The sequence below is a fragment of the Oceanotoga sp. genome (genome assembly GCF_030445905.1).
GTDB classification, from domain to species: domain Bacteria; phylum Thermotogota; class Thermotogae; order Petrotogales; family Petrotogaceae; genus Oceanotoga; species Oceanotoga teriensis.
This window is the reverse complement of sequence record NZ_JASUSU010000014.1, coordinates 1-21060: the sequence shown is the minus strand read 5'-3', so window position 1 is coordinate 21060 and position 21060 is coordinate 1. Positions and strand designations below refer to the sequence as shown.

The following is a 21060-nucleotide window of genomic DNA, read 5'->3' as shown; positions in this document are numbered from 1 at the left end:
TGTAGAATGAAATTTAAGGGTATGGATGTAATAGTAGCTGTTTTAATAGTTGGAATGGTACTATTGATGGTTTTGCCAATACCGCCATTCTTACTAGACTTTTTACAGTTATTTAATATAGGATTATCTATAATAATATTATTATCTTCATTATATGTAAAAAAAGCGTTGGATATATCTTCTTTTCCTTCATTATTACTTATAACAACTCTATTAAGATTATCATTAAATGTTTCATCTACAAGATTAATATTACTTCAAGGTCAAGCTTTTGAAGGAAAAGTAATAAGAGCGTTTGGAGATTTTGTAGTTGGAGGTAATTTTATAGTAGGTATAGTAATATTTTTAATTTTAATAGTAATTCAATTTTTAGTAATAACAAAAGGTTCTGAACGTATATCTGAAGTTACTGCAAGATTTACACTTGATGCTATGCCGGGAAAACAAATGTCAATAGATGCTGATTTATCTTCTGGATTGATAACTGAGGAACAAGCAAGAAACAGAAGAGAAGAAATAAGAAGAGAAGCAGATTTTTATGGTGCCATGGATGGAGCCAGTAAATTTGTAAGGGGAGATGCAATTGCTGGATTAATAATAACTCTTATAAATATTCTTGGAGGATTATTAATAGGAGTTTTACAGCAGGGTTTGAGTATAGGAGAAGCAGCAGAATTATATACTTTATTTACTGTTGGAGATGGATTGGTTGCACAAATTCCAGCATTATTAATATCGACAGCTTCTGGTATGATAGTTTCAAGAGCCGCTTCAAAAGAAAATTTTGGTACAGATGTTATAAAAGAATTAGCATCAGAAAAAAAAGTGTTATATATAACAGGGATAATGATAATAAGTATAGGTTTATTTTCTCCATTACCAGTATTACCAGCAATAATTTTGGGTTTTTTCCTAATATTAATTGCAATCATGAATAATAAAAATTCAGAAGAGTATTTATTAGAGAGTGCTGGAAAAGTAGACTCTTTTACACCACAAAATTCTTTAAATCAATCAGAAAATCAAATGCCAAGAAATATTTCTCCTCCATTAACAAGTCCGGATGAAGTATCTGAAGTAATACAAAATGATACTATTGAAGTAGACATAGGTTATGGTTTAATACCTCTTGCAGACCCAAGCCAAGGGGGAGATCTTTTAGATAGAATAACAATAGTAAGAAAACAAATTGCATATGAACTTGGAATAGTTATATCACCTGTGAGAATAAGAGATTCTGTTTTATTGAGTTCAAATGAATATATAATAAAATTAAAAGGTGTAGAAATAGGAAGATATGAACTATTACCTGACAGACTTTTAGCAATAAATTCTGGAATGGCATCTGAAGAATTAGCTGGAATTCAATCTCAAGAACCATCTTTTGGATTATCTGCTTATTGGATAGATGAAAGTGAAAAAGATAATGCTATAAGTAATGGATATACTGTGGTTGATGCTCCAAGTGTTTTTGCTACACATTTATCAGAATTAATAAAAAAATATTCTCATGAAATTGTTGGTATAAAAGAATTAGAAATTCTTGTAGAAGGGTTAAGAGTAAAAAATTCTACATTAGTAGACACATTAATCCCTTCAATGCTAAAAATGCACGAGCTAAAAAATATAATACAGGGACTATTATATGAAAAATTATCTATAAGAAATTTACCTTTAATTTTTGAATATTTAATAGAATCATCTGATAAATATGGAAATGATCATGAAAAATTATTAGAACATGTAAGAATAGGTCTTGGTAGACAAATTTGTGAACAACTAAAATCTTCAGATGGTCAATTACATGTAGTTGCTTTAGATTCAATGGTAGAAAAAAAGATATTAGATTCTATTGCTGAAGGAGAAGAAGGAAGATATTTAGCTATAGAACCTGAATATACAAACATACTAATAGAAAGACTATCAAAAAATTTGGAAAATTTAATGATGAAAGGTTTTAATCCAGTATTAATATGTTCTAAAAGTATAAGATATCCATTATCAACTGTATTATTAAATTTTGTACAAAATATAAATATAATAGCTTATGAAGAAGTACCTGCTGACACCTCACTTAATGTTGATCAGGTAATAGCTATTTAAGGGGGCTCATTTATGAAAGTAAAAAAATATATGGTAAAAAATATATCTGAAGCTATGGAGCAAATAAGAGGAGATTTTGGTGATGATGCATATATATTGGATACTAAAAAAATAAAAAAAGGTGGTTTTTTAGGTATAGGAAGTAAAAAATATGTTGAAGTTACCGTATTAAGCGAAAAAGCAGAAGAAAAAAATAAAAACTTTCAAAATGAATATATTACAAATAATGCAAATGAAATTTATTCTTTAAATAATATGGTTGAAAGAAATAAAAGATTAAATCAAAGAATAGAAAAAGAAAAAAATAAACAAGTTCAAGATACTGAAGAACCAACATTAGCTCAAGAATTACTTGAATTAATAGATTCACAGAGAGAAGTATCAAGAACAATAGATAAAGATGCTGAATTATTTTACAAAAATAAACAAAACAATAATTTTGATGATCAACTAAAAAAACAAGAAAAAATATTAAAATCAGAAAATAATAATCCAAATAATGATTTACATATAAATTCAAAAGATAATGATTTAGAAGAAATAAAAAAAATGATATCACAATTAAATAAAAATATGAATAAAAATAATAATTTTTTTCAAGAAGTAAGAGATATACTTATAAAAAATGATTTTTCTGATAAAATTGTAGAAATGATATATGATGAAATACAAGATTTAGAAATAAATGAAAATTGGCGTGAAGATAATAATTTTATTTTAAAAATTAAAAATATTCTTATGAAAAATATAATAATATCTGAAAAAGATTTAGAAGGAAAAGTAATGCTTATAGGTCCTACAGGTATAGGAAAAACTACAACATTGGCTAAATTAGCTGCTATTGCTAAAAAAGATAATAAAAAAGTTGCAATAGTTACTATTGATACATATAGAATAGCTGCAGCAGATCAATTAAAAATTTATGCTGATATAATGGGTATACCGGCTCATGTATGTTATACACCAATGGATTTAAAAACTACTTTAGAAAGTTTAGTAGACTATGATACAATTTTAATAGATACAGCTGGAAGGTCTCATAAAAATGATATTCAATTAGGAGAATTAAAAGTATTTATAGATACAGTAAAACCAGATTTTAAAATTTTGGCTATTTCATCTAATATAAAAACTATAGATGCAATAAATATATATGAAAAATTTAGTATAGCATCTCCAAATGCATTAATTTTTACTAAAAAAGATGAAACATCAACTATTGGCCAATATTTTTCATTGATAAATTATTCTAAATTACCTTTATTGTATATAACAAATGGACAAAAAGTTCCAGATGATATAAAAAAACCTAATATAAGTGAATTAATTCAAGAAGTTTTAGAGGAGGTAAAAAAATGACCCCCCAATATCAAGATCAGGCTCAGAGTTTAAGAGAACAATTCAACAATGTTGAAACTAAAATAATATGTATTTCTGGTGGAAAAGGTGGAGTAGGTAAATCTGTATTTTCAGTTAATCTTGGTACAGAAATTGCTAAAACTGGAAAATCAGTTCTTTTGTTTGATTCTGATGCAGGATTTGCAAATGCTTCAATATTATTAGGAAAGAATGTGAATTTTACACTTAGTGACTATATAGATGGAAAAGCTAATATAGAAAAATGTGTTCAAAAAACAAAATATGGTGTAAATGTAATAAGTACAGGCTTTGATTTTAAAGATTGGAAAATATTTCAAAATAATTTTACAAATAAAATGGCAGATGAATTTTTAAAAGTGGCTTCAAAACATGATTATCTAATAGTAGATATAGGCGCTGGATATTCTGAAAAGTTAAACTCATTTTATATATCAGCTGATAAAATACTTTTGGTAACAATACCCGAACCTACTGCTATTGTTAATGCATATACTCTTATAAAGGCATTATCAATGATAGGAGTTAATGCAGAATTAAATATAATTTTAAATATGATAAGAGATAAAAATGAAATAGAACCTGTCAAAGAAGTGTTGAATAGAACTGTTAGCAAATTTCTAAATAAAAAAATCGAAAAATTTTATGATGTATACTATGAAAAATTAGTACATGATTCAATAAAAAGACAAATTCCTATTGTAGAATTTAAAGAAAATATAAGATTTTCGAAGATTATAAAAGAAATATCTATGGATATAATGGAAGAAGATTATCAACAAAAAGAACCTTTTATAAATAAATTTAAAAAATTATTTGGTTTGGGTGTATGATATGAAAAAAGAATTCATATATATAATATTAAAATTAGCTTTAAGTAAAGGGAATTCTTTAAGTATACAACATAAAATGAAAAGATATTCTACAAAAATAATAAAGTATATAAACAATAAAATACTTATAATAAATCCAGAATCTGATATGCAAATTAATGATATAATAAACATAGAGATAGAATATAATGGAACATTTAAAATGTTGGGAAAAGTTACAGAAATAAAAGAAACTAATATAACAATAGAATTAAAAAAAGATTTTCAATATATAACAAAAAGACAGAGTTTTAGGCTTCCTCTATTTTATCCTATTATAATAAATGATGAATATAAAGGAATAATATTAGATTTCAACAAAAATAATTATATAGCAATTACATCTACGGAAAATAATTTTAATATAGAAGATGAAATTAAAATAAAACTTATATCTGTTAATGATATAATTATAAAAGGGAAAATTGAAAAAATAAGAGACGAAATTTTTAATTTTAAAAGATATATAATAAAATTTGAAGATTCTGAAAATACAGATGCTATTAATTTTTTCAATAAAATTATAAGTAATTATATTTAAAGAGGAGGACAAAATGTCTGAATTTATTGAAAAAGTCTTTGCCAAAAAATCCTTAGAACCCAATCTTGCAATTGAAATAGAAGTAGATGAAGAGTATTATAAAGGTACTTATAAAAGTATATTACATGATTATTCAACAGAAAAAAATCTTGCAAATATAGGAATTCCAATATATAAAGGCGGTTTAATAAAATTACCAATAGGTATTAATATAAAAGTTAGAGTTTACTCAAATACATCTGTTTTTCTATTTAAAAGTAAAATTTTTAAAATGGGAAAAGAAGGCAATATTAGATACTTAACGATATTTGTTCCAGATATAATATTTAAAATTCAAAGAAGAAAATATGTTAGAGTTCCATTGGTAGAATCTGGTTATTATTATTTATTCGAAGAATATGAAAAAGAAAAAAAACCTAAAAAAAATAGATTTCTCACAAAAGATTTTTCCGCAGGTGGAATATCTATGATAAGTTCACAAACCTTAAATGAAAAAGACAGATTATATATAAATATTGATTTAAAAGACGATTTAAAGATAGAAAATCAATTATCTCAAGTAATAAGATTAATAGGTAAAACGGACTTAAATGAATATATATATGGCGTTGAGTTTATGAATTTAGACAATAAAACAGAATCGGAATATGTAAAATTTGTATTCAGATATCAAATCAATTCTATGAAAAAAAATAAAAGAATATGAATGGAGGAGTTTAAATGTCTTTATATGATCATATAGATAAGATAAGACTTGATGCATTGAAAGAACTTGGTAATATAGGTGCTGGAAATTCTGCAACATCAGTTTCTATGATGTTAGATAGAAAAGTAGACATAAATGTTCCCGATGTAAAAATAATATCTTTATCTGATTTATGGAAAATATTCGATAATCCAGAAGAAATAACTGCTGGTGCAATGATAGGTGTTGGTGGAGATCTTGATGGTGCAATATTATTTTTGATGGGAACTGAAGATATAAAAAATTTATTGGAAATGATGATGTTACCTAAACCTGAAGATTTAACTAATATGGATGAAATAACAACTTCAGCTATAGGAGAACTCGGAAATATAATGTGTAGTTCTTATGTTGTGTCATTATCTAATTTTACGGGATTAAATATACATTCATTGCCTCCAAAAGTCGTAGTTGATGTGCTTGCCGCCATTGTTTCTGAAGTATCTCTGATAACAACAGATGGTGATGATTATATAATTCAAATAGAGACGAATATGAAAGTAGAAAATTATAATAAAAAGATATCAGGATACATAATATATATACCTGATCAAGAAAGCCTTGCAAAAATCTTAAAAACAATGGGGTTGGGGATTGATGGGTAAGAAGATAATCGGTATAGGAGAATATGTAACTTCTCAAAATGAAGATCTCTTAGTAACATTAGGTCTTGGTTCTTGTGTTGGTGTATGTATAAGAGATAAAAGAAAAAAAATTGGTTCTATGATACATATAATGTTACCAGAGAGTAATGGTAAAGATATTAAAAAACCAGGTAAGTATGCCGATACTGGATTAGATATAATAATAAATGAAATGAAAAAAAATGGTAGCAGTTCTACTTCGATGGAAGCAAAAATTGCTGGTGGAGCTGCTATGTTTGGAAATTCTTCAAAAGCAATGGATATAGGAAATAGAAATGTAGAGGCGATAAAAAAAATTCTAAAAAATAATGGTATTAAAATAATTGCAGAAGATACAGGTGGTAGTAGAGCAAGAAGTATAGAATATAATATTGAAAATGGTGATTTACAAATTAAGAAAGTTGGTGGAGGAGAAAAGGTTGAAATATTTACAATTTAAAGGGTGATATTATGAATTATAGATTGGATAAAGACCAAGTTGTAAAAAATTTCTTACCGAAAATAAAAGTTATAGCCTTAAATTTAATGACAAATCTTCCAAAAAGTGTTGAATTAGATGATTTAATTCAAGAAGGAGTAATTGGTTTATTGCAATCATATGAAAGATATGACCCTAAACATGGTGCGACTTTTTATACTTATGCTATGACAAGAATTAGAGGGGCTATGTTGGATTATCTGAGAAAAATAGATTGGCTACCAAAAGAAGTAAGGCATTTAGTAAAAAAATATGAAGAATTTTTAGTTAATAATTCTGATTCTTTTTATAGTGATGAAGAAATACAAGAAAAACTTAATATAAGCAAAGAAGAATTGAATAAAATAAAATTTTCAATAAAAAAAAGCCAAATATTAGATCTTGATATGTATATATTAAATCATGGAGAAGAATCTATAGACTTAGAAAAGAATGATGAAAATGATCCAGAAATAATAGCTTATAAAGAAATGCTTAAAGATGAATTAGAAGAAAATATAAAAAAATTAAAAGAAAAAGAACAATTGATTTTGTCATTATACTACGAAAAAGGGCTTACTTTTAAAGAAATTGGTGAAATAATAGGAGTTAGCGAATCAAGAATATCACAAATACATTCGTCTATAATAATTAAATTAAAAACCTCAATAAAAAGAGGGTGATGAATATGAGCGAACTTCATAATTTACAAATAATAATGAATAATAATACAGATGTTGCAAAAAATGTATCTGCAATAGATACAAGTTTTAGTGCATCAAAAAATATTAATTTAATAAATCAAATACAAGAATATCAAAGAGAAAAACAAAAAATAAAGAAAAATGAAAATATTGAAAAAAAGAATATAAATATAGATGAAAAAGAACAAAATATAGAAAAAGAAAATAAAAACATAAAAAACAAAATAAAAAACAAAAAATATCTTTTTGATGAATATAGAGGAAAAAATTTAGATATAAGATTATAAAGGTGGAATATTTATGATTGGATATTTTAAGATATACAAATCTGAAGATGAAAAATTTACGGGTGGAATATTGATATTGAATAATAAAGGATTACCAGTATCTTTTAAATATACAGAACCTATAAAACCCGGAAAAATACAAAAAATAATATACGGTAAAAATTTGAAATCTTATCTTGCAAATGAGATTATAGGACAAAAAGTATTAGAAAATGTTGAAAATTTAGAAATAATATTTATAAATGATCCTGAAATAAAAGATATGATTGATACTGAAAAAAATATATGTTTTATTAATGAAGTTTTTTCAAATAATGAAACAAAATTGAATCAAAAAGAAGCCTATGTATCGATTTCAGATAATAAATCTTTAAAACTACAATTCATAAAAGAAATAGGTTCCGATTTATTTCAAGAAATTATAAAAATTTCGGAAATTTTTGATATATATGAACCATTTCAAAGATTAAGTGAGGCATTAAATCATATATGTTATTCAGAAGATTAAACATAATAGAAAGAGATTTGGAATATGATATAAGAATAAAAAATATAAATAAAAATAAAATAAAATTTGCGGACATACAAAATAAAAGTCCGCAAATTATTTTTAATAATATAGATATAAAAAATTACTATAATATTAAAAAAATTGATGAAAATATTGATTTAAATTTAAAAAGCATGGAAAATTATAAAAATACTAAACTTTTTGATGATGCAATAAAAGAAGCAAAATTAATAAAAACAAATTTAATTTTAAATTTTGAAATGAAAAAAATAAAATTAAAAGAAAAACTAAATATAATAAAAATGGAAACCATAAAAAAACATTCTAAAACCATAAATATGAATATAAATGTTAAAATAAAAACTGGAAAAATAAATAATCAAATAATAAAAAATCCTTTAAAAAATATAGAAAATAAATTTAATAAAGAAATAATAAAAAAAACATTATTAGAATTAATAAAAGAAGAAAATTTAAATCCAAAAAATTTAAAATTTATAGGATTTTATATAGATGTACCCGTAGGAACGAATATAAAATACTATTGGATAAAAAATCAATTAGCTGTTTTAATAGATTCTAAAGTTAAATATTATTCAGAAGCAATTGGATTTTACGACTCTAAAAATAATGAAAAATATTTAAAATTAATCGGAGGATGAACCGATGAGTTTAAAAAAATTTATAGAAGAAAACAAAGAAGATAAAATAAAAATATATGTATTACCTGAATACTTTAATATAAATATAGATATAAAGAATACTTATTATTATCCTGACTTTGATATATTTCCATTTGAAAATATAGATGTTTCCTCAAATATAAAAAATCAAAGAATAAATGTATTAAATAAAATCAAAAAAAATCAAAATATAAATATTATAACTACATTTCATTCTTTAACGAGATATACAATACCTCCAGAAGATTTTAAAAATATAAAATATAAAATAAATGAAAATTATGATGAAAATTTATTTGAAATGGGATATCAAAATGTTTCAGAAGTAAGAAATAACTCTGAATATTCCAAAAGAGGATTTATAAGAGATTTATATATACCCGGAGAGGTTTTACCAAATAGAATAGAATTATTTGATAAAGAAATAGATAGAATAACTTATTTTGATTATAATAATCAGAAATCTATAAAAAATATTGAGAGTATAGAAATAATACCTGGATCTGAAATATTAAAATTTAAAGAAAATATAAATAAAATGAAAGAGAGGATAAAGGATGCCATTGATATAAATCAATTAAATACTTTTCCAGCACTTTTTTATAAAAACAAAAAAACATTGTTTAGTTATATAAAAAATGATTATGAAATAATTTTTATAAATAAAGATGAAATAATAAAAACATTTTCAGAAAAAGAAAAAGAAAATTTTGAAATGTGTGATGATGAAAATAAAAAACTTATATACAAAGAATTTTCTGGATTACCTTTAGAGATAATAAATACTATAAAATATAAAGAATATACCTTAAACTTAAAAAATAACACTTATAAATTAAAAAAAGAAAATAATACTTTAGAATCATTGCCATTGATAGATTGGGAAGATCTAAAAGAAGATGATTTAGTTGTGCATGAAGATTATGGAATAGCTTTATATAAAGGCATAAGAAAAATGAAAAATGCTTTAGGCGAAAGAGAATATATAACATTAGAATATGCTTCTAAATCAAGAGTTTTTGTGCCAGTAGAAAGATTAGATAAACTTTCAAAGTATCTTGGAGATAAAGATACTATAAATATATCTAATTTAAATGGAAAGAAATGGAAAAACACCAAAAAAAAGGTAGAAGAAAAAATAAAGCAAAAAGTAAAACAATTAATAAAAATATATGCTTTAAGAGAAAATCAAAAAGGAATAATAATAAAAGGTGATGAAGAACTTGAAGATCAGTTAAAAAAAACATTTCCATATATAGAAACATTAGATCAAGTTAAATGTATTGAAGAAATAAATTCAGATTTAGAAAATTTAAAACCTATGGATAGATTATTGGTAGGAGATGCTGGATTTGGCAAAACTGAAGTTGCTATAAGAGCAGCTTTTAAAACAATAATTTCGAATTATCAAGTATTATTTTTAGCTCCTACTACAATATTATCTTCTCAACATTATGAAACTTTAAAAGAAAGGTATGAACCTTTTGGAATAAATATAGAGCTTTTAAATAGAAATACCACACCTAAAAATAGAGAAAAAATAATAAATAATTTGAAAAATGGAATTATAGATATATTAATAGGAACACATTCGCTTTTAAGTGAAAAAATAAATCCGAAAAAGTTAGGGCTTGTAATAATAGATGAAGAACAAAGGTTTGGAGTATTACAAAAAGAAAAATTTAAAAATCTTTCAAAAGGTGTAAATTTTTTAATGATGAGTGCAACTCCAATTCCAAGAACATTATATATGTCAATAAGTGGATTAAGAGAAATATCAACTATATCAACTCCACCCATCGGAAGAATACCTATACAATCATTTATAGGTAAATACTCTGAAAGAATTGTTAGAACTGCTGCTCTTAGAGAAAAAGGAAGAGGTGGCCAGATACTTTATGTACACAATAGAATAAATACTATAGAAAAAGTATATAAAAAATTAAAAGATGTAATTCCAGAATTAAAAATAGAATATATACATGGAAGAATGAATAAAAGTGAAATAAACAAAAAAATAAAACAATATTATGAAGGTGAAATAGATTTATTGATATCAACATCAATAGTTGAAAATGGAATAGATATTCCTAATGTTAACACTTTAATAATAGACGATTCTCAAAGATATGGAATTTCTCAATTATATCAAATAAAAGGTAGAGTTGGTAGATCTAATAAAAGAGCATTCGCATATTTTTTATATAAAGATGAAAAATTAAAAGAAGAAAGTCAAAAAAGACTTGAAGCCATTAAAAAATTCAATGAACCTGGTTCAGGATTAAAATTAGCGCTTAGAGACTTAGAAATAAGAGGCTATGGAGATTTATTAGGTTTAGATCAAAAAGGTCATATTAATTCAGTAGGGCTACATTTATATAAAAATATACTTGAAAAAGTTACGAATGAATTATTAAATGAAAAAGAAAAAGAAATTATAAAAAATATTGAATATACAGAAATTATAGGAATAAGGGGAAATTTATTGATACCAGAAAAATATATATCAAATTCTATAGATAGAATGAGAATATATAGGAGAATTTCTGTTAGTAAGAATATTGATGAAGTTGAAGAATTAAAAAATGAAATAAATGATAGATATGGTAAAATCCCAATAGAAGTAAAAGAACTATTTGAATATGCTAAGATAAGAGTAAAAGCAAGTAATCAAAATATAAAAGAAATTGAAATAGATGAAAAGTATATAAGATTTAAGTTTTCAGAAGAAGTTACTCCAAATTTAAATATATATAAAAAATATTCAAAAAAAGTTATATATGAAAATAATGTAAATGAATTAATAAGTTATGGAATAAAAGATCCTATAAAATATTTATATAAAATATTAGAAATTGGAGAGTGAAAGATATGATATATGATAATATAGCAGCAATATCTTCTCCAAGAGGAATTGGAGCTATATCTGTTATAAGAATAAGTGGTTATAATTTATTAGAAATATTAAAAAAATTGACAAAAAAAGAAAAGATAAAACCAAAATATATGTATTATGGATGGATATATGAAGAACAAGAAAAAATAGATGAAATAACTTTTGTATATCATGAAAATCCCAATTCATATACTGGAGAAGATATGATAGAAATATTTGGACATGGTGGAGATTTAATAACTAAAAGTGTATTTAGAAGAATTCTAAAAGAAAATATAAGAGAAGCATTACCAGGAGAATTTTCTAAAAGAGCAGTATTGAATAAAAAAATGAATCTTATAAAGGCTCAAGCTATAAATGATATAATAAACTCTAAAACAGAATATTCTTTAAATGCTTCACAAAAAATGTTTACAGGTGGTATATCAAAAAAAATAATTGAAATAAAAGAAGATATATTAAATATTTCAGCAAGACTTGAAGTAGAAATGGATTATCCAGAAGATATAGAGGAAGACACATTTGAAATAAGAAAAGAAATAGAAAATATAAAAAGTAAAATAGAAAATATATTAAAAAACTCTGAAAATGGGATAATTGCATTTAATGGAATAAAAACAACTATAGTTGGGAAACCTAATTCTGGCAAAAGTACTCTATTAAATGCACTTTTAAGAAAAGAAAGAGCCATAGTTACAGATGTGCCTGGAACAACGAGAGATACTATAGAAGAAATGTTAAATATAAAAGGAATATTAATAAAATTGATAGATACCGCTGGAATAAGAAATACAGAAGATCAAGTAGAAAAAATTGGTATAGAAAGATCAAAAAAAGCAATTGAAGAATCAGATTTAGTAATATTTATAATAGATGGAAATAAAAAATTTGATTCAGAAGATACAGATATATTGCAATTTTTAAATGAAAAGAAAAAAGAAAAAATTATAGTATTAAACAAAATTGATAAAGAATATAAAGATATTAAAATAGAAAAAGAAAAAATTATAAAAATATCAGCAAAAAACAAACAAATAGAAGATCTTGAAAAAGAAATATATGAAAGATATTCTGAAAAATTATATATAAAAGAACCAACCTTGACGAATGAATCTCATAAAAATATACTTGAAAAAGTTTTAAAAGATGTAAAATCAGCTTTAGAAGCTTCAAAAAATAATTTAACTAATGATTTTATAATGTATGATTTAAGAAATTCATTAGAAAATATATATAAATTAACTGGTGAGAATTATACGGATGAACTTTTAGAAAAAATGTTTTCAAATTTTTGTGTTGGAAAATAAGGAGGGTATAATGAAAAATTATTTAATAAGTATAATATTTTCTTTAATCATATACTTACAATTTTTAATACGTGGATGGCCTTTTATAGGCATAAGTATTTTATCTATGATAATATTTTATAATTTAAATAAGAAAAAAGGTTCCATATATTTTACTTTATTTTCTGCTCTTATACTTATAAATCAAGTGATAATGTATATATTAAAATCTTCGAGTTTATTAGAATTTGTTTTTATAATAATATCGGCTTTAATATTTTTTGTTGCTGCATCAGATGAAAAGAAAGTAGATATTTTAAAAAAATATTTAAAAGAAAATTCTGAAGACCCAAAAAAATTTAAATATGATTTATGTTTTTTTGGAATGGGAGAGATAGACAATCTTGAAAATATGAAAAATCTTTCTCAAGCTGTATTGGCTTATAATAAAGACAAAATTGCTTATAATGTTAAATTGATAACTGGAGAATATAGTAGAATCATATCAAAAAAAGAAATAGAAGATTATGGTTTAATAAGGGTAAAAAAATCTCAAGAACCCTATTATCCAAAACTTTGGGAAATGGTATGGCCTTCTCCAAGACTTAGAACATTACATAAACCTTATTTAGAGACATTTATATTAGCTATACAATTAAAAGATGAAAGAATAACTTTTTATGAAGAGCCAAAAATATTATATAAAATAACGAAGGAATTGGATGATAAAAATTGAATTTAGAAGATTATATAAAAATTTATAAAAAATCTATAGAACTCGAAAGAAAAGCCGAAATAGAAAGAACACTCGAAGAAATAAAACAATTAAGCCCAGAAAAAAGAGAATTAATTGGTAAGACTATTTTAAATTTAGATGGGAAAATAGATGGTTATGAAGTAGGTGGATTTACATTAATAAAATATGGTAGAAAAAAAGAAATAAAAACAAATATTTCTGTAGGTGATGAAATAATTGTGAGTACAAATAACCCATTGAAAAAAAATCATCAAGGAACTGTTGTAGAAATAGGGAAAAAATATATAACAATAGCATTTGGAACAAATGTACCAGATTGGATTTTTAGAAAGGTTAGAATAGATTTATATTTTAATGATGTGATATATAAGAGAATGAATAAGACTCTTGAAAAATTAAAAAAACTTTCAGATAAAAAAGTTACAAAAATGTTAAACGAAAAAATTGAACAAAAAATAAACGTAAATCAAATAGATTTTTTTGATAAACAATTAAATGAATATCAAAAATTATGTGTAGAAAAAGCTTTATCTCATGAAACCTTATATATATTACATGGACCACCTGGTACTGGTAAAACAAGAACCATTATAGAAATAATAAAACAAGAAGCAAAAAAAGGTAAAAAAGTATTAGCAACAGCTGAATCAAATATTGCTGCTGATAATATAGCTGAAAGATTGAATGATCAATTTAAAATAACAAGATTAGGACATCCAGCCAGAACCAGTAAAAAAATTAAAGAAAAAACAATATATAATCAATTAGAAATGTCGGAAACTTATAAAAATGCAAAAAAAATGAGAGAAGAAATGGAATATTATATACAAATAAGAAATAAATATAAAAAACCAACTCCTTCTTTAAGAAGAGGAATGCATGATGAGGATATAATAAAACATGCAAAAAATAATAAAAATTTTAGGGGAATATCTTCTAAAGTTTTAAAATCTATGTCAAATTGGATAAAAGAAAATGAATTAATTGAAGATTTATATAAAAATATTAAATATATGGAAGAATTTGCTATGAAAAATATTATAGAAGAAGCAGATATAATTGTAACAACAAATTCTGGAGCTGGAAGTGAATATCTTGAAAAAATAAAATTTGATGTTAATGTAATAGATGAAGCTTCTCAAGCAAAAGAACCCTCATGTTTAATACCTCTTATAAAATCAGAAAAAGTAATACTTACTGGTGATCATAAACAACTTCCACCTACAATAATATCAAAAGAGGCAAAAGATATACTTGAAAAGACACTTTTTGAAAGACTTATAAAAAAGTATCCAGATTATTCATCTATATTAAGAGTACAGTATAGAATGAATAAAAAAATAATAGAATTTTCAAATGAAAATTTTTATAATGGAAAATTAAAAACTTCTGAACTTATAAAAAATATAAAGGTGAAAAATAATTCTAACAATATAATATCGATGCCTGAAAATGTTTTAATTTTTATAAATTCAGAAAATGAAGAAACAGAAAAACAAAAATTTGGATCTAATTCAAAATATAATATTTATGAAATAAATATTATAAATGAAATAATAAATGAATTATTAAAATATCATGATGAAAAAGAAATAGGAATAATAACTCCTTATTATGATCAAGTTGATATTTTAAGTGAAAAATATAAAAATTTAAATTTAGAAATAAATACTGTAGATGGTTTTCAAGGTAGAGAAAAAAATATAATAATAATATCTATGGTTAGAAGTAATAAAGATAATCAAATAGGATTTTTAAAAGATCATAGAAGATTAAATGTATCATTAACAAGATCGAGAAAGAAATTAATAATAATCGGAGATACAAATACATTAAAAAATGATGAAATATATAATAATTTAATAAATCATATAAAAAATAAAGGTGTATATATAGATAGCTGGAGGGATTACCTTGAAATCATTTAAAATAAGTTTTTTTGAATTAAAAAAAATATTTAGAAACCCAGGTTTATTTCTTTTGATGATAATTTTACCTGTTATAATAGCCTATTTAGGAACATCATTTTATCCAGAAAATTTATTAGGCAATTATAAAATAGGTGTTTATAATGAAGATAATTCATTTCTTGGAAGATTTGGATTTGTTTTTTTAAGACAATTTTTAAAATGGGATAATGCAGTAGAATTAAAAAGTCAAGAAGAACTTCAAGACTATTTAAAATCAAAAGATTTTGATTCTGTATTAATAATTCCAAAAGGATTTTTACAAAATTTAAAGGATTATGAAGAAACTAAATTATTTTTAATACCAAATCCAGATAGAATACAAGAATCAATGACAGTATACACACTTTTAAAAACTCTTTTTAAAGAATTATCGGGTATACCTGATATAAAAAATGGTTCTACAACTGAATTTTTATTAAAAGGTGGAATTGGAGTAGATGAAAATAGAAAAGCTCCTAATTTAGAATTAATGGTTCCAGATTTGAATACTGGGAATATAAAAACAACAAATCAAAATAATCTTGGATTTAAAGACATATTTACACCAAGTATAGCTGTAATAATGATAATATTATTTTCTATGATTGGAGTAGGAAATTCTATAGCTCACACTAAAGAAAGTGGTCTATTAGATATATATAGAGCTAATGGATTAGAAATAAAGCAATTTATTTCTTTTAAATTTATAGCCTATTTTTTTATAGGTTTAATATCAAGTCTAATGACTTGGTATTTATATAGATTGTTTGGTACAAAATCTATTGGAAATGAATTAGAAGTAATTATAATAATAATATTAAGTGTTTTATCTTTTACAACTATGGGGATATTTATATCATCATTTACTAAAACTACAAAATCAGCATCATTCATGCTTACAGCTATAACGGGTACTATGATATTATTTGGAGATATCATAATTCCAATACCTTCAGATTCAAAAATAAAATTCATATCTTATATATTTCCGGTTAAATATGCCGTTGAATCGTGGAGAAAAATTTCGATATTAGGATATCATTTAAATCAAATACCTTGGAATTTACTAATTCTAATTTCATTTATAATAATATTTTCAGTTGGAAGTATTATATTGACAACTATAAATCAAAAAAAGTAAGAGGTGTGAAATGTGTCATATTATTCGATAATAAATGAAAAAGAAACAAAATTAAATATAAAAAGATCTGAATTTATAACTAATATAAAAAAAGTAAAAAATGAAGAAGCTGCAAAAAATTATATAAAAAAAATTTCTGAAAAATATAAAAATGCGACTCATAATTGTTGGGCATATTATGTTATAGAAGAAATAGAAAAGTATAATTATTCAGACAATGGAGAACCTTCTGGTACTGCTGGAAAACCAATATTTGGTCAAATAGAAAAATATAATCTAAAAAATGTTGCAATAGTTGTTACTAGATATTATGGTGGAATAAAATTAGGAGTAAGAGGATTAATAGATGCTTATTCAAGTTCTGCAGAAAATTCAATAAAAAATTGTGATATAGTTGAAATGAATAATTCTATTAAGTTAATTTGCGAAACTGACTATTCAAAATTTAATGAAATAGAAAAACTTTTAAAAAGAGAAAAAGGATGGAAAATAACAGAAAAAAATTTTACAGATAAAGTAGAATTTCAAATAAATATAATAGAAAATAAATCAGAAGAAATAATTAATATATTAAAAGAAAAAACAAATAAAATTCATGAAAATGGATTTGTTGAGATAGCTTTAAAAATGGGGGATAAAAATGAATGAGAGTTTGTATAGAAAATATAGACCTATGACTTTTGAAGATATTGCAGGTCAAAATCATATAAAAAAATATTTTAAAAATGCATCTAAGAAAAATAATATATCTCATGCATATATATTTAACGGACCAAGAGGTACTGGAAAAACAACTATAGCAAGAATAATATCTAAACTAATGAATTGTAAAAATCCAATAAATAATAATCCTTGTAATACTTGTGAAAATTGTAAATCTATAAATCAAAATGCTTTTATGGATGTTATGGAATTAGATGCTGCATCAAATAGAGGAATTGATGAAATAAGACAGATAAGAGATTCTGCAAATTATAGACCTGTAGCTGGCAAATATAAAATATATATAATAGATGAATTTCATATGTTAACGAGAGAGGCATTTAATGCACTTTTAAAAACTTTAGAAGAACCACCAAAACATGTTATATTTATACTTGCGACTACTAATATGGAAAAAGTCCCTGAAACAATAATATCCAGATCACAAGTCATAAATTTTAAAAATATTTCAAATATAGATATAGAAGAAAGATTAAAATATATATGTAAAATGGAAAATATAGAAACAGAAGATTCAGTTTTACAAATAATTGCAAAAAAAGCTAAAGGTGGAATGAGAGATGCTATATCTCTTTTAGAACAAGTTATAAAGTTTTCATCAGATAATATATTAAAAAAAGAAGAATTATATGATGTACTTGGAATATATGATGAAAAATATATAGAGACTTATATTTATGATTTAATAAATGGGAATACAGAAAAAATATTAAAATATAATAAAGAAATATATGATATGGGAAAAGAGCCTGAAATTCTTATAGAAGAAGGAATAGAAAGTTTATTTGATAAAATAAAAAAAGAAGGATTTCAAAATAAATACATATTTACATTAAATGAATTGAATGAAATATTAAAAGAACTAAAAAATAATGAAGATAAAAAAATGGTATTTAATATCAAAACAACGATACTATCTTATATAAATTCAAAAGATACACAAGATAAAAAAATTTTAGAAAATCTTGAGAAAGATTTTTATGGTCAATCGGAAGCAGACGAAGAAGACATAATAAAAAATATTATGGATTTTTATACGGAAAACAATAAGAAAACTAATTTGGCTTTATATTATAGTATAAAAAATTCTGAAAAAATAATACAAAATAATAAAATAATATTTAAATTTAATGAGACACAAAATTTAGAATATCAATTTATAAAAAAATATTTACAAGATTTAAAAATAAATATTAGTTCTATGACAAAAAATAATTTAGAAATTGATATACAATATTTAAATAAAATAGAAAAAAGTGAAGAAGATATAAAAAATTCATTATTTTAAGTAGGGAAAATAAATGTTATATATAGTTACAGCTTTAAAATTTGAAGCTTTACCGATAATAAAAAAATATAATTTAAAAAAAACAGAAGATAAAATGAAAATATATAAAAATGAAAATATAACTCTAATAATATCTGGAATTGGTAAAATCAACTCTGCTATTTCAGTAGCTTATTTAAATAACAATAAAAATGACAAAATATTAAATATTGGAATTGCGGCTACTTCAAATTCAAAAATATATAAAAAAGATGAAATATATTTAATAAATGAAATATACGATGAAGAAATTCAAAAAAATTATTATCCAGAAATATTTTATGAAATAAATGAATTAGAAGGAAAAATAGTTACAACATCTAGAATTCAGAAAGAAAAAATAAAATATCCTATTATGATAGATATGGAAAGTTCAGGATTCTATCAATCGGCAAAAAAGTTTTATAAAAGTGAAAATATTTTTATTATAAAATATATATCTGACATACTTGAAGAAACAATTGATTATGAAGTAATCAAAAAAAAATATATAAATAATTTTGAAAAAATAATAAAAATTATAGAAATTCTTATAAAAAATGATGAAAAAATAGAAGATATAGAGAATATAAAAGATAAAATAGAACAAATAGTAGAAAAAACATCATTTACAAAATATCAAAAATTAGAATTAAAAAATCTTTTAACATATCATTATTTAAAATATAAAAATATACCACAATTGAAATCTTCAGAAATATCTGAAAAAAGAGAAAGGAATAAACTTTTTTATGAAATCAAAAAAGAAATTATATAAAAATACATTTTCACATATATATATTGAAGAAAAAGCTTTTAATTATAAATCAACAAATGAAATATTAAAAAAATTCAAACAATCTAAAATAATAAGAATAAATAATTATAAAGAAATATTTTCTTTAAAAAATCAAAGTTTTAACAAACAAAAACTATCTCAAAATTTAATTCTAGCAGTTAAAAATGAAAATTTAATATATAAAGGCTCTGATTATTGTCAAAATTTTGATAATGAAAATTTTTATTATACGAATTCAATATATAATTGTTTATTTGATTGTAAATACTGTTATCTTCAAGGAATGTATGATTCAGCAAATATAGTTATGTTTGTTAATTTAGAAGATTATTTTAAAAAATTAGATGAAATAACAAAAGATAAAAAAATATATTTATCAATTTCTTATGATACAGATTTAATGAGTTTTGAAAACATTTATCCATTTGTAGATAAATGGATAAAATATGTACAAGATAATGATAAAATCAAAATAGAAATAAGAACTAAAAGCATAAATATAAAAAATTTAATAAATATAATTCCAAATGATAGAATAATAATAGGCTGGACACTTTCACCAGAAGAAATTATAAAAAAATATGAAAAAAAGACTCCTAATTTACAAAATAGATTAAATGCTATAAAAACACTTCAAACAAAAGGATATGATATAAGAATATCAATAGATCCTATTTTAAAAGTCGATAATTTCGAAGAAATATATAAAAATTTTATAAAACAAGTTTCTGAAAATTTAGACTTGAATAAAATATCTGATATAAGTTTAGGAGTATTTAGAATGCCAAAAGATTTTTTAAAAAAAATCAGAAAATTTTCAGATTCAGATATAATATATTATCCGTATATAAATGAAAAAAATGAAAAAACATATGATAAAAAAGATAAAGAAGAAATGATAAAAAAAATACAACATTATTTATTTTTATGTAATTTTAAAAATAAAATTTATATTAGGTAGGTGGCTTATGAAAAAAAAGATATTATCAATATTATTAATATTATTATCATTGATATCATTTTCTTATGTTTATACTTCTGGAAATAATGTTATTTCCAAAGGAGATTCTATAAGTATTTATGGATATGATGAAAAAAATGTAATGATGAATGTATATCAAATAACAAATCCTGAAGAATTTTATGTGGAAAATAAATCATTAATTGAATTGAAAAAAGAATTTAAATATTCAAGATATATAAAATTAGATCAAAGTGGAAATATAGAAGATAAAGAAAAATTTAATGATTATGGATTATTTGTAATTGAATTTAAAAA

At 22.8% G+C, this 21060-nt stretch carries 21 protein-coding genes; all 21 read left to right on the top strand.

What is annotated here, in order from left to right; translation table 11 throughout:
• The first annotated feature begins 6 nt into the window (after positions 1-6).
• Positions 7-2103, top strand: a complete 2097-nt coding sequence (gene flhA, locus PWP28_RS05795) for a flagellar biosynthesis protein FlhA (protein ID WP_308644409.1) — start codon at positions 7-9, stop codon at positions 2101-2103.
• A 12-nt stretch (positions 2104-2115) separates the two neighbouring features.
• A complete protein-coding gene (flhF, locus tag PWP28_RS05790; RefSeq protein ID WP_264150167.1) occupies positions 2116-3462 on the top strand; it encodes a flagellar biosynthesis protein FlhF in 1347 nt (448 codons plus the stop codon).
• The gene (locus tag PWP28_RS05785; protein ID WP_109605740.1) at positions 3459-4313 is read left to right on the top strand and encodes an AAA family ATPase; all 855 of its coding nucleotides are present in this window, start codon (positions 3459-3461) and stop codon (positions 4311-4313) included. Before flhF ends, PWP28_RS05785 begins: the two co-directional genes overlap by 4 nt.
• 1 nt (position 4314) lies before the next feature.
• A complete protein-coding gene (locus PWP28_RS05780; RefSeq protein ID WP_109605739.1) occupies positions 4315-4893 on the top strand; it encodes a hypothetical protein in 579 nt (192 codons plus the stop codon).
• Positions 4894-4906: 13 nt separating this feature from the next.
• Complete coding sequence (locus tag PWP28_RS05775) at positions 4907-5599, top strand: flagellar brake protein (protein ID WP_109605737.1); 693 nt, start codon at positions 4907-4909, stop codon at positions 5597-5599.
• A gap of 14 nt (positions 5600-5613) precedes the next feature.
• Positions 5614-6243 (top strand): CheY-P phosphatase CheC, encoded by a 630-nt coding sequence (cheC, locus tag PWP28_RS05770; protein WP_308644408.1) that lies wholly within the window; start codon positions 5614-5616, stop codon positions 6241-6243.
• Positions 6236-6721, top strand: a complete 486-nt coding sequence (gene cheD, locus PWP28_RS05765; RefSeq protein ID WP_109605734.1) for a chemoreceptor glutamine deamidase/glutamate methylesterase CheD — start codon at positions 6236-6238, stop codon at positions 6719-6721. Before cheC ends, cheD begins: the two co-directional genes overlap by 8 nt.
• Positions 6722-6732: 11 nt before the next feature.
• Entirely contained in the window at positions 6733-7422 is a 690-nt protein-coding gene (locus tag PWP28_RS05760; protein WP_308644407.1) for a FliA/WhiG family RNA polymerase sigma factor, read from the top strand.
• 5 nt (positions 7423-7427) lie between these two features.
• Positions 7428-7730, top strand: a complete 303-nt coding sequence (locus tag PWP28_RS05755; RefSeq protein WP_308644406.1) for a hypothetical protein — start codon at positions 7428-7430, stop codon at positions 7728-7730.
• A gap of 13 nt (positions 7731-7743) precedes the next feature.
• Positions 7744-8238, top strand: a complete 495-nt coding sequence (locus PWP28_RS05750) for a hypothetical protein (protein WP_109605728.1) — start codon at positions 7744-7746, stop codon at positions 8236-8238.
• Complete coding sequence (locus PWP28_RS05745; protein ID WP_308644405.1) at positions 8220-8903, top strand: hypothetical protein; 684 nt, start codon at positions 8220-8222, stop codon at positions 8901-8903. The genes PWP28_RS05750 and PWP28_RS05745 overlap by 19 nt, the downstream gene beginning before the upstream one ends.
• Positions 8904-8907: 4 nt before the next feature.
• Complete coding sequence (locus tag PWP28_RS05740) at positions 8908-11790, top strand: helicase-related protein (protein WP_305081943.1); 2883 nt, start codon at positions 8908-8910, stop codon at positions 11788-11790.
• Positions 11791-11795: 5 nt separating this feature from the next.
• Complete coding sequence (mnmE, locus tag PWP28_RS05735; protein ID WP_305081942.1) at positions 11796-13127, top strand: tRNA uridine-5-carboxymethylaminomethyl(34) synthesis GTPase MnmE; 1332 nt, start codon at positions 11796-11798, stop codon at positions 13125-13127.
• 10 nt (positions 13128-13137) lie between these two features.
• Positions 13138-13842 carry a hypothetical protein gene (locus PWP28_RS05730; protein ID WP_308644404.1) on the top strand — a complete coding sequence of 235 codons (705 nt, stop codon included), beginning with the start codon at positions 13138-13140 and terminating at the stop codon, positions 13840-13842.
• Positions 13839-15791: an IGHMBP2 family helicase gene (locus PWP28_RS05725; protein WP_308644403.1), complete on the top strand. Its 1953-nt coding sequence runs from the start codon at positions 13839-13841 to the stop codon at positions 15789-15791. Before PWP28_RS05730 ends, PWP28_RS05725 begins: the two co-directional genes overlap by 4 nt.
• Positions 15778-16953 (top strand): ABC transporter permease, encoded by a 1176-nt coding sequence (locus tag PWP28_RS05720; RefSeq protein ID WP_109605716.1) that lies wholly within the window; start codon positions 15778-15780, stop codon positions 16951-16953. Before PWP28_RS05725 ends, PWP28_RS05720 begins: the two co-directional genes overlap by 14 nt.
• A gap of 12 nt (positions 16954-16965) precedes the next feature.
• Positions 16966-17601, top strand: coding sequence for a YigZ family protein (locus tag PWP28_RS05715; RefSeq protein WP_305081938.1), 636 nt, complete (start codon positions 16966-16968; stop codon positions 17599-17601).
• Positions 17594-18964 carry a DNA polymerase III subunit gamma/tau gene (gene dnaX, locus PWP28_RS05710; protein ID WP_308644402.1) on the top strand — a complete coding sequence of 457 codons (1371 nt, stop codon included), beginning with the start codon at positions 17594-17596 and terminating at the stop codon, positions 18962-18964. Before PWP28_RS05715 ends, dnaX begins: the two co-directional genes overlap by 8 nt.
• A gap of 13 nt (positions 18965-18977) precedes the next feature.
• Entirely contained in the window at positions 18978-19760 is a 783-nt protein-coding gene (locus PWP28_RS05705; RefSeq protein WP_308644401.1) for a hypothetical protein, read from the top strand.
• Positions 19735-20742 (top strand): radical SAM protein, encoded by a 1008-nt coding sequence (locus tag PWP28_RS05700; RefSeq protein WP_308644400.1) that lies wholly within the window; start codon positions 19735-19737, stop codon positions 20740-20742. The genes PWP28_RS05705 and PWP28_RS05700 overlap by 26 nt, the downstream gene beginning before the upstream one ends.
• A 7-nt stretch (positions 20743-20749) precedes the next feature.
• Positions 20750-21060: hypothetical protein (locus PWP28_RS05695; RefSeq protein WP_308644399.1), on the top strand; the 311-nt coding region annotated here is incomplete at its 3' end.